The following is a 14,715-nucleotide window of genomic DNA, read 5'->3' as shown; positions in this document are numbered from 1 at the left end:
ATAAGGGCAGGGGCGTTTGTTTCCAGCGCTGGTGGGGCCCGTTGAGAGGTGTGTTTGGTAGAACTGATGAGGGAGGAAGAGCTTGCCCACTTGCTTTACTGATCTTTGAGATAAAAGAAGAGGGGCTGTTTTCAGTGTTTGTTGGAGCACCTTGAGGGGGATGGGTTGATAGCATTCTAAATGTTTTGAAATGATTTGAGTGTTATGTTTTGGTATGTTGTAAGATTTCTAGATGTTTTAAAAATTTTTTATGATTTTTGGTCTGGTGAAAATTGCAGTTGAGCCCAATGTGCATAAACTCCATTTTGCTCAATCAATTGGGCATGGGTTCCTTCTTCAATGATGGTTCCTTTATCAAGCACGAGGATGCGGTCTGCTTTTAAAACTGTTGCTAAACGGTGTGCGATCACCAATGTTGTTCGATTGTGCATGAGCCCTTCTAAGGCTTCTTGCACGAGCCTTTCGTTGTGTGCATCTAAAGCTGATGTGGCTTCATCAAGGAGCAATAAAGGAGCATTTCTTAAAATTGCTCGTGCAATACCAATGCGTTGTTTTTGCCCACCAGAGAGCATAATTCCACGTTCTCCAACCTGGCTGTTCAAGCCTTGAGGAAGAGATTCAATAAATTCAAGTGCGTTTGCTGCTTTTGCTGCGGCGATGACTTGTGCTTCGTTAGCATCTTTTGTACCAAACATGATATTTTCGCGCAGTGTGCCTTCAAAAATAACAACCTCTTGCGGGACATAAGCAATTGATGAGCGTAAATCGTAAAGAGAAAGGTGGTTAAGATCAACGCCATCAAATTGGATTTGCCCCTTTAGGGGATCGTAAAAACGCAAAATGAGAGAAAAAAGAGTGCTTTTTCCTGCCCCTGAAGGGCCTACAAAAGCAACAGTTTCACCAGCTTTTATGGAAAAGGATAAATTTTGCAAAACTTTTTCTTGGGGCCTGGAAGGGTAGTTGAAATGAATCTGATCAAAAACGATAGCTCCTTGAACGGGATTTGCTAAGGGCAATGGGGAATCTGGTGTTGTGATGGTTGGTTTTTCTTGCAACAATTCGGCAATTCGTTCTGTTGCACCTGCTGCTTGTACTAATTCTGCACCAAGTTCGGATAGTTGTGCAAAAGTCATGGCGCCGAAAATCGCATAAAGGACAAATTGACCAAGTGTGCCGCCAGACATAGTGCCATTTAAAACATCACGTGATCCGATCCATAAGACTGCAACAATGCTTCCGAAAACTAGAAAAATAGCACATCCGGTAAAAAAGGAGCGGAGGACTACAGAAAATTGCGCTGTTTGAAAGGTGCGTTCAATAAGAGATGCAAAACGAGCAGAAATAAAATTTTCAGATGTAAAAGCTTGCACAGTTCGAATAGCGTTTATCTGTTCAGAGGCAAGAGCATTTGCATCTGCTAAACAGTCTTGCGCAGTGCGTGTACGTTGACGCACTTTACGCCCTAAGACAATTAATGGAATGGCAACAAGGGGGATGGCAAGCACAACAAGAAGAGACAGTTTAAGATTGGTGATGACCATCATCACGATTGCACCAATTATCACAATGAGATGACGCAAAGCTGTTGAGCTTGTTGACCCAACAGCGGTTTTTATTTGTGTTGTATCTGTGGAAAGCCTAGACATAATTTCGCCAGAGCGAGAATGGTCAAAAAAAGCAGGTGAAAGCTGTGTGATGTGGACAAAAAGATCACGGCGTAAATCGGCGACAATGCGCTCACCCAATGTGATGACACAATAATAACGGCATGCTGAAGCAAGTGCTAGAAGCAAAGCTAATACAAATAAGATACCAAAATAAAAATTAATATTACCGTGACTTGAAACAGAAAAACCATGATCAAGCATCTGACGAATGGCAAGAGGCAAGGCCAATGTGACAGAAGCGGCAATAAATAAAGCTACAAAGGAATAAAGAACAAGCCAGTGATGGCGTTTAATATAAGGAGCAAAAGTTGCAAGCAAAGCAAAAGAAACTCTTTTTTTAGAAGGCTGTGCAAATTTGGCAGAACGATTTGATGATGTTGAGGGGGTGTGCTTGTTCATCCTATTCCTTATCTTTTTATTTTTTCCTTATAAGGTTTTCTAGATTCTTAAGGCTTTATGGATTGATGAGCTTTGCACACTTGTTTTTTTATGTGAGCTCAGTTATAAGAATCTCAATTCACTTAATGTATCAAAAAGACGAAGCGAGCGCACTTAAAAAAAGCAAAACAGCGCTTTTTCGTTATGTAAAAACGAAAGTATGCCATTATGAAAGCAAATATTCATCCCGATTACCATATGATTTATGTTGCTATGACTGATGGAACTAAATATGCAACTCGCTCGACATGGGGAAAAGAGGGAGATACTCTTTCTCTGGATATTGACCCTACAACCCATCCGGCATGGACTGGTGGTTCCCAGATATTGGTTGATCGTGGTGGTCGTGTTTCTAAATTCAAAAATCGCTTCGGTAATCTTGGCGTTTAAAATATTCCATCTCTAAAGACAGTGCGTGTGAAATTTGCGATAAGGATTGAGCACGTTTGAGTGTGCAGATTTGGCGCGTTATGTGCTGGATTGTGTGCTAAGAGCTTCTTACTATCAAGCGCAAACGCCACCGTGGGAGGTGGGAGGAGCTATTTCAAAATTTCACAGGCATTAGCTTTCAAGAACATGGCGTGTGTGAAGCGTGAGGTGATTTGCGAAAGTTAAAATTGTGTGAGGTGAGAGATTTTTGTAATCTGAATGCTCAATTCATGCATTGAAAATTCTCAATTAAAAATTCTCAAGAATGTCATTACAGAAACTAAAAATTAAAAAAGCCCCTTACTGCTTTCAAAGAAGCACTCTTTGATGGGGGCCTCTTTGATGCATTCAATCAAACTCTGCAGTAGTAGAGCAGGTGATGATTATGAAGACAGCTTTTATGGAGACAGCTTGGCTAAAATTTCATCACTGACATCGAAATTGGCATAGACATTTTGCACATCATCATCGTCTTCTAATGTGGTGAGAAGGCGCAAAATAGACAGAGCTTTTTCTTCATCTACGGGGGCAAGGGTGGTTGCTTTCCAAATGGTTTTAATGGACTGAGCCTCACCAAGCGTTGCTTCCAACATTTTTGAAACTTCACCAATATTTTCAAAGGCACATAGAATGTGGTAGCCAGTTTCTTCTGTTTGGACATCTTCAGCACCAGCTTCAATGGCTGCTTCCATGATACTGTCTGGTGTGCCTGCTTCAAGATTATAGATAATTTCACCGATTCGGTTGAACATGAAGCTAACAGACCCTGTTTCCCCTAAAGCACCGCCGGATTTGGTAAAGGCAGCACGCACATTGGAAGCGGTACGGTTACGGTTATCGGTTAAAGCTTCAACAATGATTGCAACACCGCCCGGACCATAGCCTTCATAGCGCACTTCATCATAATTTTCAACATCACCGCCTGTGGCTTTTTTAATGGCGCGTTCAATATTATCCTTTGGCATGGATTGCGATTTAGCGTTTTGGATAGCCAGCCTTAAACGTGGATTCATTGCCGGATCAGGAGCGCCTTGTTTGGCTGCAACTGTAATTTCACGCGCAAGTTTAGAGAACATTTTTGAGCGTATTGCATCTTGACGCCCTTTACGGTGCATAATATTTTTAAATTGTGAGTGGCCTGCCATGGCTTCCCTTTCAGTTTGGATGATCACACAACCTTGTCTGGCAAAATATATATTGTTTAGCAAAATAATATATTAATATATGTTGTTTAGCAAAATATATGTGTTGCAACATAAGGTGCTCAGATTGAAAAAACTTATAAGAAGATTCATAAAAAAGGTAAATACACTCTTGTTATGATCATCTAAAGACATGTGTCTTGTCGTGGTATAAAAATCACGCTATAAAGACAATTTCATGAAAAAGGAGGAGATTTCGTGGAAAAATGGTTTACTCTATGGCTCTTCATTGGAAGCCGTGATAAGCCGTTGTATATTTCAAAATAAATGCTCAGAGTTTCTAAAATGGGCAGTAACTTGCCTTTAGTTTCAAAGGGGCAAACAAAAGGATAGTATAAAGATGGCAACAAAACTTTTGATGCCCAAAGCGACAGCTGTGTGGTTGGTTGATAACACGGCACTTTCTTTTGATCAGATTGCAGAATTTTGTCAGTTGCATGTTTTGGAAGTAAAAGCCATTGCTGATGGTGAATCTGCCCATGGGGTTAGAGGTCTTGACCCCATTAGTTCTGGGCAGTTAACACGCGGTGAAATTGCTCGTGTGGAGGCTGATCCAAAAGCACGTTTAAAGATTTGCGAATCAAAGGTGCGTATTCCAACACCAAAACGCAAACGCGCTCACTATATTCCTTTGTCTCGACGTCAAGATCGCCCCGATGGGATCTTATGGTTAGTCCTTAATCATCCTGAGTTGAAAGATGCACAGATTTCGCGATTGATTGGAACAACAAAAACAACCATTGAGCAAATTCGTAATCGGACACATTGGAATAGTGCTAATTTAGTTCCTCGTGACCCTGTGGGGCTTGGCTTGTGCTTGCAAATTGATTTGGATATTGAGCTCCAACGGGCTGCAAAAAATCGCCCTCTCCCTTCAGCAAGGAGCGAAACTTTGCTTCCTGCATCAGTAACAGAAAATTTTGCTCTCAATGATGGTGAGCCTCAATCAGCTGCTAGTGTTGAGGATGAACTAATTGTAGATAAAAATCTTGATGCTGATAAGGTTTTTGCCAAACTAAATGCGCTCAAAAAAGATCAATCAGATAACGAGCATTAGTCATATAGCAAGCGTTCGTTATAAAGTGGTGGCAGTTTATTTTTGTGCAAGGGGAGCTTTAAGATAAGGGGAGCTTTAAGATTTTGTCTTTCGTTCATTGAGAATGAAAATATTGAGAGGGAGATTTTGCGTCTCCAGTGATGGTGCGTTTGAGATCAATGTCAATGTTGAGGATAGCCAGTTGTAGACAAAAAATCTTGATGTTGATAAGGTTTTTTGCCAAGCTAAATGTGCTTTTAAAAAGTCATTCAAGTTGCTAAAGTAGGTGTGCAGAGTGTGCACTTTGGAAAGGCCTTGGGTTTAAGGGGGCGCTAAAGGTTTACGCAAAAGAGTGAAAAGCAGAGCGAAAAGACTTGAAAAGGGTTGCAAAAGAGAAGAGAATGTAAAAAAGAATGCACATGAAAAGGAAGTGTGCTTTAAGTGAAATATTTATTTTCTGATAAAATTTTTAGGGGATAGCGTATTAAAAGTCCTTAACTTTAGTGCTTTTTATTAAGGAGAATCAGCATATGGGGTTTATCCGAAACATATTTTGTCGTCCACTAGTTGTGGTCTTTGTTTTCTTGTTGGCTGTTGTTGGTTGTGCCAAAAAGAATATCAATGAAATGGGTGGCATGCATTCTTCTATGGGGGGTGCAAATTTTAATAGTGCTGTAAGTGGTTCAACACAAGATTTTACGGTGAATGTGGGAGACCGTGTTTTCTTTAGTCTTAATTCTTCTTCTATTGAGCTTGATGCTGAACGTGTTTTGAAGCGTCAAGCTGAATGGTTATTGCGCTATCCCCACTATTATATTACTGTTGAAGGGCATGCCGATGACCGTGGAACGCGCGAATATAACTTAGCCCTTGGGCAACGGCGTGCAGTTGCTGTTCGCGATTATCTTGTTTCTCTTGGTGTGTCTTCACAGCGGATGAGAACGATTTCTTACGGAAAAGAAAGACCTGTTGCTGTATGTGATGATATTTCATGTTGGAATCAAAATCGACGTGTTGTTTTGACAATCAATTCCGTAAACGACGGTTAAATCTGTAAACAGTGGTTAAGGCCATAGATGGATGGTGGTTAAAAAGTAAAATTAATGATGTGTTAGAGGTCATTCACAACTATTTAAGGGGAGAAAAGTTTTGCATGTTGGGCGCAAACAGAGCTGGAAAACTGGTTTTTTGTATCAATTATCATTCTGGCATGCTTGTGTTTTTATATTAATTGTATTGGTTTGCTTTTTTTGGTCTGTTCAAAGTACACCTCAAAATGCTATTCAATTTTCTAATAACAATTTGACTTCATATTATAGTCACAGTTTGGGCGCATCCTCCGCCCGCACTATGGGCCCATCTCTTCCCCTGAGCATGGGTTCATCTTCTGGTCAGAGTTTGGGTATATTGGGTGCCCAAAGTGTGATCCCATCTCTTCCCTCCTCGAGTATGGGTTCATTTTCTGATCACGGTTTGGGCACATTGGTTGTCCAAAATATGGGTCCCTCTCTTCCCCGGAGTATGGACCCGTCTTCTGGTCAGAGTTTGGGCACATCGTCCGCCCACAGTATGGACCCGCCTCTCCCCCCGAGCAGGGGTCCATCTTCTGATCAGAGTTTGGGCACATTAGTTGCCCAAAGTGTGGGTCCATCTCTTCCCCGGAGTATGGGCCCGTCTTCTGGTCAGAGTTTGGGTACATCGTCCGCCCACAGTATGGACCCGCCTCTTCCCCCGAGCAGGGGTCCATCTTCTGATCAGAGTTTGGGCACATTAGTTGCCCAAAGCGTGGGTCCATCTCTTCCCCGGAGTATGGACCCACTTTTTGTTCACGTAGATGCAGAACAAAAGGTGAGTGTGGATCATCAGGATGCTCTTCTTAAAGGCAAAGATTTGGATCTTCTTTTGCGTGCGATACAAGGGTTGCTAGAGCGTGGTAAGCGAGGAGAGAAAGAAGAGCGTTTGTTTCGGCAATACTTGCTTGATCTTTTTAATCAAGATGGCTCTTTTCATTATTATTGCCCACTGAATAATCCTTATTTAGAGGAGATAGTTCAGGTGGTTAAGGGGCAAGGTGCAAGCCGAGAGGAAGCAATTCAAGGAACCAAGCGTGGTAAGGAGCGCAGTGGAAAGGGAGAGCAGCGCGAAAAAGGGGGTAAGAGTAGTGCTGTTGATGTTATGGGTGATGAGCATAAAAGTGGCATAAAAGCAGAGTATGGCAAACATGCTAGGCGTGGGGATGAAAAGCGTGAAAGAAATGGTACTGCCAAACAAATGAATGGGGATGAAGATCAACGTTTATTGCCTAAGGGGCTGTACAAAAAGGGTTATGATTTTATTCTTTCTGCCAATTATGCTGAAGCTGAAAAAGTTTTTTGTGCTTTTCAAAAGCTTTATAAGCGGGATCCTTTAGTTGGTGATGCTGTTTTTTGGTTAGCAGAATCTTTGCTTGGGCAAGAACGCTATCATGAGGCCGCACAGGTTTATTTGTATGTATGGTATACGTATAAAGATACTTTATATGGCTCTGAAATTTTGCTAAAATTAGCAATGAGTGTGGCTGCTCTTGGTCAAAATAAAGCGGCTTGTGATGTTTTTGCTGACATTCCAAAACACTACCAAACGTTAGAGTGCGTTTTTTGTAAACGCCTTAAACAAGAACAGAGTCGTTCTCAGTGCTCACCCAATTAGCAGAAAATATTTTTAAGAAGTCAGATTTTACTCATTGTCAAAAGCTGATTGTGGCGGCTTCTGGGGGGGGTGATTCGCTGGCTTTGTTGTTTTTACTCAAAGATTATTTTAAGATATTGCTTTCTCCCCCTGAGATTATTGTTGTTACGGTTGATCATCAATTACGTGAAGAATCAGCTTATGAAGCGCAGAAGGTAGCAGAAATTTGTCGTGCCTATCAGATTAAGCATGTCATTGTGCGGTGGGAAGGTGCAAAGCCAAAGACAGATGTTTCTCAAAAAGCGCGTGTTGCACGGTATGATTTATTGTTCCAAGAAGCTGAAAAACAAGGTGCAACGCTCATTATGACAGGGCACACTCTCAATGATCAGGTCGAAACTTATTATATGCGCTGCCAACGTGTCTTAAAGGATAGAGCTGTTTTGCAACAAGATAAAAGTTTTGCTTTAAGATCAGAGAATGAGAGTGTTTTTGATATAGGGCGCGGTGGTAAGGCTTGTGCTATGCGATGTGGGGTTGAGGTTGATGGCGTTTCACAACAGGGGGAGCAAGGTGATAGTAATAATACATGGGAGGAAATGGATGCGGCGAGCTCGTTAAAAGAGGGTGATGAACTGCAAGACAATGGTGCACTGATTGAGCGTGGTTTGTCTTGTATTGCGCGTGAGGCATTATTGCGCCAAAAAGTGCGTTTGATTCGCCCATTACTTGGCATTAAGCGCGATACATTGCGTGCTTATTTGCGTTTGCGGGAAATAGCATGGATTGATGATCCGACGAATGATGATTTACGTTTTGAACGTGTACGTGTGCGCCGTTCTATTCATCCTAAAAACTTTTCTAAAATTGCTCAAAAAGTTAATGAAGCTGCATTAAAACGGCGTCAATACGCACAAATGATTGCTGATTTGATTCTAGCTTTGGATATTGTTGTTGAATATGGGCGATGTTTTATTAAAAGGCCTGCACCCTTTTTACGCCATCATCCGGGGTTTCCATTTGTTGTGGGGTTATTTGCTGTGTTGATGGGAGGCAGTTCTTATTTGCTTGCATCTCAAAAGTTGAGCGCTCTTAATCAAAAATTATGTTTCCACTCTTTAGAAAAAAAACGCTTTACTTTGGCTAGATCTCTTATTGAATATAGTCAAAAGGGAATTGCTTTTTGGCGTGAAGCACGAAACATTCAAGAAGCGATCGTCCTTCCTGGGCAAACCCTTTTATGGGATGGGCGTTATCAGATCACCAATCATGAAGCAGATGCCCTTAAAGTGCGTGCTGCTGATCTTGTTCATTTAAAACAGTTTCTTAGGTATGGGGAACATTTTTCTAGCACCCATATTGGCAAGGATGAGGTAATTGGGGATATGATTGATTTTGAGAATATGGTTGATTGTAAACGACCTCATTTTCCTTCGTTGCAATCTCTTCCATTGGTTTTAGGTGCCAAAGGCGTTGATATTCCAGAGCTTTCTTATTTCTCTTGTCGTCATAAAGTAATTGTGCAGCGCATTCTTGCACCTTTTGATTGGCTTTTGTTGTGTGAAGATGCTGCTTTTATTAATGTTATAAAGCCTTTTTTTAACATTACATGAAAAAGATACAAAAAATCGCTTTAAAAAATGATAAACACCCTATTCATGTCTTGGCAAGGCGGGGACAAGATTATATGTTACTCATTATTCTATAAAAATTTATATCTGATAAGTGGACTGAATATGAATTCCAATTACCGCTCCCTCATGATTTGGGGGCTTATTGCCTTAGTACTCATTGCGTTGTTTTCTTTCTTTAATGGAAGCAGCCAGCGAACCGGAAATGGTGAGCTTTCCTATTCTGATTTCTTAAAGAAAGTCGAGAATAACGAGTTTACAACTGTGACTATCCAAGGTCAAAAGTTAACAGGACATACCGCTGATCGTCGAATCATTTCAACTTATGCACCAAGAGATCCTGCTTTGGTACAGAAATTGGAAGATAACAAGGTGAATGTGAAGGCTGTACCTGAAAGTTCTGGGAATAGTATTTTATTGAATTTATTATTCTCTCTTCTTCCTGTTATTATTATTGTTGGGGCGTGGATCTTTTTTATGCGACAAATGCAAAATGGATCACGTGGTGCAATGGGGTTTGGGAAATCAAAAGCAAAATTACTAAGTGAAGCGCATGGGCGGGTCACCTTTCAAGATGTTGCTGGTGTTGAAGAAGCAAAGCAAGATTTACAAGAAATTGTCGATTTTCTACGTGATCCACAAAAATTTCAGCGTTTAGGGGGGCGTATTCCCCGTGGTGTTTTGCTTGTTGGGCCACCAGGAACTGGAAAAACTTTACTTGCACGCTCTGTTGCTGGGGAAGCCAATGTTCCATTTTTTACCATCTCAGGGTCAGACTTTGTGGAAATGTTTGTAGGTGTTGGGGCAAGCCGTGTTCGTGATATGTTTGAACAAGCTAAAAAAAATGCTCCTTGCATTATCTTTATTGATGAAATCGATGCGGTTGGGCGCCATCGTGGTGCAGGACTTGGCGGGGGAAACGATGAGCGCGAACAAACATTAAACCAATTGCTTGTTGAAATGGATGGGTTTGAGCCTAATGAAAGCATTATTTTAATTGCAGCAACAAACCGGCCAGATGTGCTTGACCCTGCTTTGTTAAGACCAGGGCGTTTTGATCGACAAGTTGTGGTGCCAAACCCTGATGTTGCTGGGCGTGAGCAGATTTTGAAAGTTCATGTGCGCAATGTGCCTGTAGCGCCCAATGTTGATTTGAAGGTTTTAGCGCGAGGAACACCAGGATTTTCCGGTGCTGATCTGATGAACCTTGTTAATGAAGCTGCTTTAATGGCTGCAAGTCGCAACAAAAGAGTGGTGACAATGCAAGAGTTTGAAGATGCAAAAGATAAAGTCATGATGGGGGCTGAACGCCGTTCAACTGCTATGACACAAGAGGAAAAAGAGCTGACTGCTTATCACGAAGCAGGGCATGCTATTGTGGCTTTAAATGTGCCTGCTGCTGACCCTGTTCACAAAGCAACAATTGTACCAAGAGGAAGAGCTTTGGGGATGGTCATGCAATTGCCTGAAGGTGATCGCTATTCCATGAGCTATCGGTGGATGATTTCACGCTTGGCTATTATGATGGGTGGAAGAGTGGCCGAAGAACTAAAATTCGGAAAGGAAAATATCACATCTGGTGCGGCTTCTGATATTGAACAGGCCACGAAATTGGCACGTGCTATGATCACCCGGTGGGGATTTTCTGAGATGCTTGGCAATGTTGCTTATGGCGATAATCAAGATGAAGTTTTTTTAGGTCATTCAGTTGCAAGAACGCAAAATGTTTCTGAAGAAACGGCACGCATGATCGATATGGAAGTGCGCAGACTTATTGATGATGCTTATAAAAGTGCAACAAAAGTTCTCACAACGAAAAAGAAACAGTGGTTCGCATTGGCTCAAGGTTTGTTAGAATATGAGACATTAACTGGTGCAGAAATTAATGAAGTGATTGCAGGCAAACCACCTTCACGCACGCAAGGCAATGATCATGTTCCTTCACGTACTTCATCTGTGCCCAAAACAGGTGGTAAGGGTGGAAAAGAAAAATCACAACTTCGTGTTGAAGAAAAGAAAACTGATGTTTCTGAAAAAAAGACTGATGCTGCTGAGAAGAACACTGGTGTTACTGAAAAGAAGGCTCGTAGTTCTAAAAGTGTTTCTAAGAGTACGCTAAAAGTAAGTAATGACAATAAGGTGAAAGCAAAGAATGATTCTAAGAACAATCCAGATGCTTAGAAATGGGTAGATAGTACTCAAGGTAAAAAATTTCCCTTTAAGATTTGAGTAAAGCGGTAAGTGGGAGAGTTTTACTGATTAAGTCAGAGATTTAACAATAAATGAGAGGTCTTTGGCTGGTGTGTAAGGCTTTTTTGTGTGCGGCAGAATTTTAGAGGTGAAAAAGTATTGAGGGGATTGCTTTTATGGGTGCGAAAGTGTCTATAGGAAACAGGATTTTTTTATGCGTTGAGGTAGTTGTTTATTAATAGGTCTATGAAGAAGCTGGCTTTTTTTTGAAAATTGGTTGTTTTGTGTGGGGGACTTGAAGATCAAGGTTTGTGGATTGCGAGGTCAGTGATTCTTAAAAGGTCTGTGAGAGTGGTTGGTGGTTTTGAAGATGGGCAGAGGCAAGTTGGTGATTTGAGTGGTTTGTGATTTAAAGGGCGATGGTTTTAAAGGGACTGTGGCCTGAGGAGTCGGTGATCCCCAAAGGGTCTGTGGGTGGAAAGGGAAAAAGATGGCGCAAAAATATTTCGGAACAGATGGTATTCGGGGAAAAGCCAATTGTTTTCCTATGACACCAGATTTTGCCCTGAAAGTGGGGATGGCTGTGGGAGTTTTGTTTCGCTCACAAGGGCAGTCGTGCCGTGTGGTGATTGGTAAAGATACCCGATTGTCTGGTTATATGCTGGAAAATGCTTTGGTTTCAGGATTTACTGCTGCTGGAATGGAAGCTTTCTTGCTTGGGCCTGTACCAACCCCTGCTGTTGCTATGCTTTGCCGTTCTTTGCGGGCGGATATTGGGGTGATGATTTCTGCTTCTCATAACCCTTATTACGACAATGGTATTAAGCTTTTTGGCCCTGATGGTTTTAAGCTTTCAGATAAAATCGAAGCACAGATTGAGCAATTGCTTGAGAAAGATCTTTCGCATTCTTTAGCAAATTGTGCAGAAATTGGGCGTGCAAAACGGGTTGAAGGGGACATTTACCGTTATATTGAATATGCAAAACGCACGCTACCGCGTGATGTACGTTTGGATGCTTTGCGTATTGTGGTCGATTGTGCCAATGGCGCTGCATATAAGGCTGCACCACTTGCTTTATGGGAATTGGGTGCAGAGGTTATTGCAATCAATCATGAACCCAATGGCTTTAATATTAATCAAAAATGCGGATCTACGGATCTGACGTCTTTAAAAGAGAAAGTGCACGAGGTGCGTGCTGATGTGGGGATTGCGCTTGATGGGGATGGTGATCGTGTTTTAATGGTTGATGAAAAAGCTCAAACCATTGATGGTGATCAATTGATTGCGGTGCTTGCTGAACATTGGCACAAAACTGGGCGGCTGCAGTGCAGTGGTGTTGTGACAACCATTATGGCAAATCTTGGACTGGAGCGTTTTTTAAACGCTAAGGGGTTAGATTTGATACGTACTAAGGTTGGGGATCGTTATGTTGTTGAAGCGATGCGTGAGAAGGGTTATAATGTTGGTGGAGAGGCTTGTGGGCACATTGTCTTGAGTGATTTTGGGACAACGGGTGATGGGCTGGTTGTTGCTTTGCAGATTTTAGCGTGTATGAAAGAAAACAAACTCTCGATGAGCGAGCTGTGTAAACGTTTTGAACCTGTACCTCAAATTTTGAAAAATATAACAATTAAAGACAAAAATGTGTTGAATAAATCTTCAGTCAAGGCTGCAATTGATCAAGCAACAGAAGGTTTAGGGGAAAGGATACGGTTGGTTATTCGTGCTTCTGGAACTGAACCGTTGATTCGTGTGATGGTTGAGGGTGATGATACCAAAGTTATTGAAGCCATTGCGGCAGATATTGCGGATGTTATTGTGCGCCATGATCGTGTTTAGAATATTCCAAATGTAGCTGTAGAATGTTCTTCTTGGGGGGAATAGTTTTTTTAAAAAAGAGATTTAGAGGGCCTTATCTTTTGGGGGATTTTTGGTGATTGAGGATTACTCTTCCCATTAAAGACCGGTGAAAATAAATCGCAAATTGTAAGGCTTGAATTAAATCAATCTTATTCGTTTATCATTTTGATAATGGTAATAGGGGCTTATTCTATTTTTATTTTTGTGTTGAGGTTTTCTCAATATTTCATAAGCAAGTTTGGTTGAAGGTGTGTGTGCTTGAAAGAGAGAGAAGGTGTGCTCTTGTGAGGCAGATTAGGTACCGGTGTGGGGGAGTGTTGGTGCGTGAGAAGATGTTAGGGCTTGGGTTGGAAGAGGGCGGATTTGGGAGGGGCAGTGATGTGCGGGGAAGGGGTGCTTTTTGCAGAGGAAAAGGCACATTCTTTCTATACCGAGAGAATGTGCCTTTTGGGGGGGCGTGAATCACAACAACTATGTATTTTAAAAGTGATCTTTTTTATCTTTTCGCCACAGAAGATAAGCTGCAAGTCCCAAGGTTGGCAATCCTAATTTAACAAGAGGCAAGTATTTACCCAGCATTGCAATGCTAGAAAGAGTTGACTCTGTCATAAATTTACGGTGCTGTTCTTCATAGTATTTTTGATAATTGCGCTGTTGATATGCTTTGAAAAACCGACTTAGCAAAACACTTAATACTGCAACAAAGAACCAAATAAATACCATTGTTGTAGCTGCTCCAACTGGGTGCATTACTAAACGCAATGCAAAAAAGCTCAAAACATTTAAAAACACCAGAGCTATCAGTAATGAAAACCCAATAATCCCATAGCAAATTGCTTGGATACGGATCTGTTTGATCGTATTTTTAAGATTTCCACCAGTCAACTGGTACAGTAAGGATACAATAGATGTTTGCATGGGTTAACGGCGGATCAAGTAAGAGAGAACAAAACCAATGCTTGCTGCAACCAAAACGCTCTTGCTAGGATTTTTGCGTACACATCTGCTCAAATTTTGTTCAAAATCGCTTAAGACGTCTTTGGTTTGTGAAGCGATGTTTTCGCCATTGTCTTTCATAGAAGTATAGAGTTTTGTTGCTTTGTTTTTAGCTTCGCTTAATGTGTCTGAACCAAGGTCACTTAATGCTGAGGTTATGTTTGCCATTTCACTGCGTAATTGCTTCAATTGAGCGTGTAAATCTTTTTCTGTTGATGCTGCTCTGTCTTCTGCTGTCTTGTTGTTTGCCATAATGATTCTTCCTTTTTTTCTTGGGTTGTTTTCGGTTCACGGTGAATACCATCACCAGAGTCAAAGATTTTGAACATTCGTTAGTGTTTAACGCCGCTAAATCATATTGGTTCCATAAAATACAATTTATAGGTGTATTTTTTATAAGTGTTATTTACCCTGGTGAGTCTTGATCGTGTAGGGTAGGTTGCAAAAAAAACCTTTAAACATGGAGCTTACATGGGTAAAATTTTCACGATATTTTTGTTTTATGACAGTCTATGCCTTCCTTTATGCGTGAACTATGGTGTTATGAATTAAACCTATAGTTGTGAAGGCGAGCCTGTGGGGTGTGAGCTGCTTTAAA

The 14,715-nt window shown here is 41.3% G+C and carries 12 protein-coding genes; 8 read left to right on the top strand and 4 right to left on the bottom strand.

Annotated features, from left to right (window positions below; genetic code table 11):
- Positions 1-248 precede the first annotated feature (248 nt).
- Positions 249-2,066, bottom strand: coding sequence for an ABC transporter transmembrane domain-containing protein (locus BBBE_RS06395; protein WP_010701699.1), 1,818 nt, complete (start codon positions 2,064-2,066; stop codon positions 249-251).
- A 207-nt stretch (positions 2,067-2,273) separates the two neighbouring features.
- On the opposite strand from BBBE_RS06395, the gene rpmE reads away from it, so the two are divergent.
- Positions 2,274-2,495: a 50S ribosomal protein L31 gene (gene rpmE / locus BBBE_RS06390; protein ID WP_010701698.1), complete on the top strand. Its 222-nt coding sequence runs from the start codon at positions 2,274-2,276 to the stop codon at positions 2,493-2,495.
- A gap of 437 nt (positions 2,496-2,932) precedes the next feature.
- On the opposite strand, the gene BBBE_RS06385 is transcribed toward rpmE, so the two are convergent.
- Complete coding sequence (locus tag BBBE_RS06385) at positions 2,933-3,679, bottom strand: YebC/PmpR family DNA-binding transcriptional regulator (RefSeq protein ID WP_010701697.1); 747 nt, start codon at positions 3,677-3,679, stop codon at positions 2,933-2,935.
- A gap of 397 nt (positions 3,680-4,076) precedes the next feature.
- Between BBBE_RS06385 and BBBE_RS06380 the strand changes: the two genes are divergently transcribed.
- From BBBE_RS06380 to BBBE_RS07455, 7 genes are all read left to right on the top strand, one after another.
- Positions 4,077-4,793 carry a DUF1013 domain-containing protein gene (locus tag BBBE_RS06380; protein WP_010701696.1) on the top strand — a complete coding sequence of 239 codons (717 nt, stop codon included), beginning with the start codon at positions 4,077-4,079 and terminating at the stop codon, positions 4,791-4,793.
- Positions 4,794-5,302: 509 nt separating this feature from the next.
- Positions 5,303-5,821 carry a peptidoglycan-associated lipoprotein Pal gene (gene pal, locus BBBE_RS06375; RefSeq protein ID WP_010701695.1) on the top strand — a complete coding sequence of 173 codons (519 nt, stop codon included), beginning with the start codon at positions 5,303-5,305 and terminating at the stop codon, positions 5,819-5,821.
- A gap of 760 nt (positions 5,822-6,581) precedes the next feature.
- Positions 6,582-7,460, top strand: coding sequence for a tol-pal system YbgF family protein (locus BBBE_RS07375; protein ID WP_152023210.1), 879 nt, complete (start codon positions 6,582-6,584; stop codon positions 7,458-7,460).
- Complete coding sequence (tilS, locus tag BBBE_RS06365) at positions 7,445-9,052, top strand: tRNA lysidine(34) synthetase TilS (RefSeq protein WP_010701693.1); 1,608 nt, start codon at positions 7,445-7,447, stop codon at positions 9,050-9,052. The genes BBBE_RS07375 and tilS overlap by 16 nt, the downstream gene beginning before the upstream one ends.
- A gap of 123 nt (positions 9,053-9,175) precedes the next feature.
- A complete protein-coding gene (ftsH, locus tag BBBE_RS06360) occupies positions 9,176-11,251 on the top strand; it encodes an ATP-dependent zinc metalloprotease FtsH (RefSeq protein ID WP_010701692.1) in 2,076 nt (691 codons plus the stop codon).
- A gap of 499 nt (positions 11,252-11,750) precedes the next feature.
- Complete coding sequence (gene glmM / locus BBBE_RS06355) at positions 11,751-13,100, top strand: phosphoglucosamine mutase (protein ID WP_010701691.1); 1,350 nt, start codon at positions 11,751-11,753, stop codon at positions 13,098-13,100.
- Between the two features lie 341 nt (positions 13,101-13,441).
- On the top strand, positions 13,442-13,582 hold the full coding sequence (locus BBBE_RS07455; protein WP_022708779.1) for a hypothetical protein: 141 nt from the start codon (positions 13,442-13,444) through the stop codon (positions 13,580-13,582).
- 19 nt (positions 13,583-13,601) lie between these two features.
- Here BBBE_RS07455 and BBBE_RS06350 read toward each other — a convergent pair whose 3' ends face one another.
- Entirely contained in the window at positions 13,602-14,039 is a 438-nt protein-coding gene (locus BBBE_RS06350; RefSeq protein WP_010701690.1) for a hypothetical protein, read from the bottom strand.
- 3 nt (positions 14,040-14,042) lie between these two features.
- Positions 14,043-14,369: an ElaB/YgaM/YqjD family protein gene (locus tag BBBE_RS06345; RefSeq protein ID WP_010701689.1), complete on the bottom strand. Its 327-nt coding sequence runs from the start codon at positions 14,367-14,369 to the stop codon at positions 14,043-14,045.
- Between the last annotated feature and the right edge of the window lie 346 nt (positions 14,370-14,715).

Source organism: Bartonella bovis 91-4, assembly GCF_000384965.1.
GTDB classification, from domain to species: Bacteria; Pseudomonadota; Alphaproteobacteria; order Rhizobiales; family Rhizobiaceae; genus Bartonella; species Bartonella bovis.
The sequence above is the reverse complement of the archived record's forward strand: the minus strand, read 5'-3'. Positions and strand labels throughout refer to the sequence as shown.

What these genes read in the sequence shown, in the direction of transcription:
- BBBE_RS06395 (WP_010701699.1), bottom strand. Translation starts at nt 2,066, where the DNA reads ATGAACAAGCACACCCCCTCAACATCATCAAATCGTTCTGCCAAATTT.
- rpmE (WP_010701698.1), top strand. Translation starts at nt 2,274, where the DNA reads ATGAAAGCAAATATTCATCCCGATTACCATATGATTTATGTTGCTATG.
- BBBE_RS06385 (WP_010701697.1), bottom strand. Translation starts at nt 3,679, where the DNA reads ATGGCAGGCCACTCACAATTTAAAAATATTATGCACCGTAAAGGGCGT.
- BBBE_RS06380 (WP_010701696.1), top strand. Translation starts at nt 4,077, where the DNA reads ATGGCAACAAAACTTTTGATGCCCAAAGCGACAGCTGTGTGGTTGGTT.
- pal (WP_010701695.1), top strand. Translation starts at nt 5,303, where the DNA reads ATGGGGTTTATCCGAAACATATTTTGTCGTCCACTAGTTGTGGTCTTT.
- BBBE_RS07375 (WP_152023210.1), top strand. Translation starts at nt 6,582, where the DNA reads ATGGACCCACTTTTTGTTCACGTAGATGCAGAACAAAAGGTGAGTGTG.
- ftsH (WP_010701692.1), top strand. Translation starts at nt 9,176, where the DNA reads ATGAATTCCAATTACCGCTCCCTCATGATTTGGGGGCTTATTGCCTTA.
- glmM (WP_010701691.1), top strand. Translation starts at nt 11,751, where the DNA reads ATGGCGCAAAAATATTTCGGAACAGATGGTATTCGGGGAAAAGCCAAT.
- BBBE_RS06350 (WP_010701690.1), bottom strand. Translation starts at nt 14,039, where the DNA reads ATGCAAACATCTATTGTATCCTTACTGTACCAGTTGACTGGTGGAAAT.
- BBBE_RS06345 (WP_010701689.1), bottom strand. Translation starts at nt 14,369, where the DNA reads ATGGCAAACAACAAGACAGCAGAAGACAGAGCAGCATCAACAGAAAAA.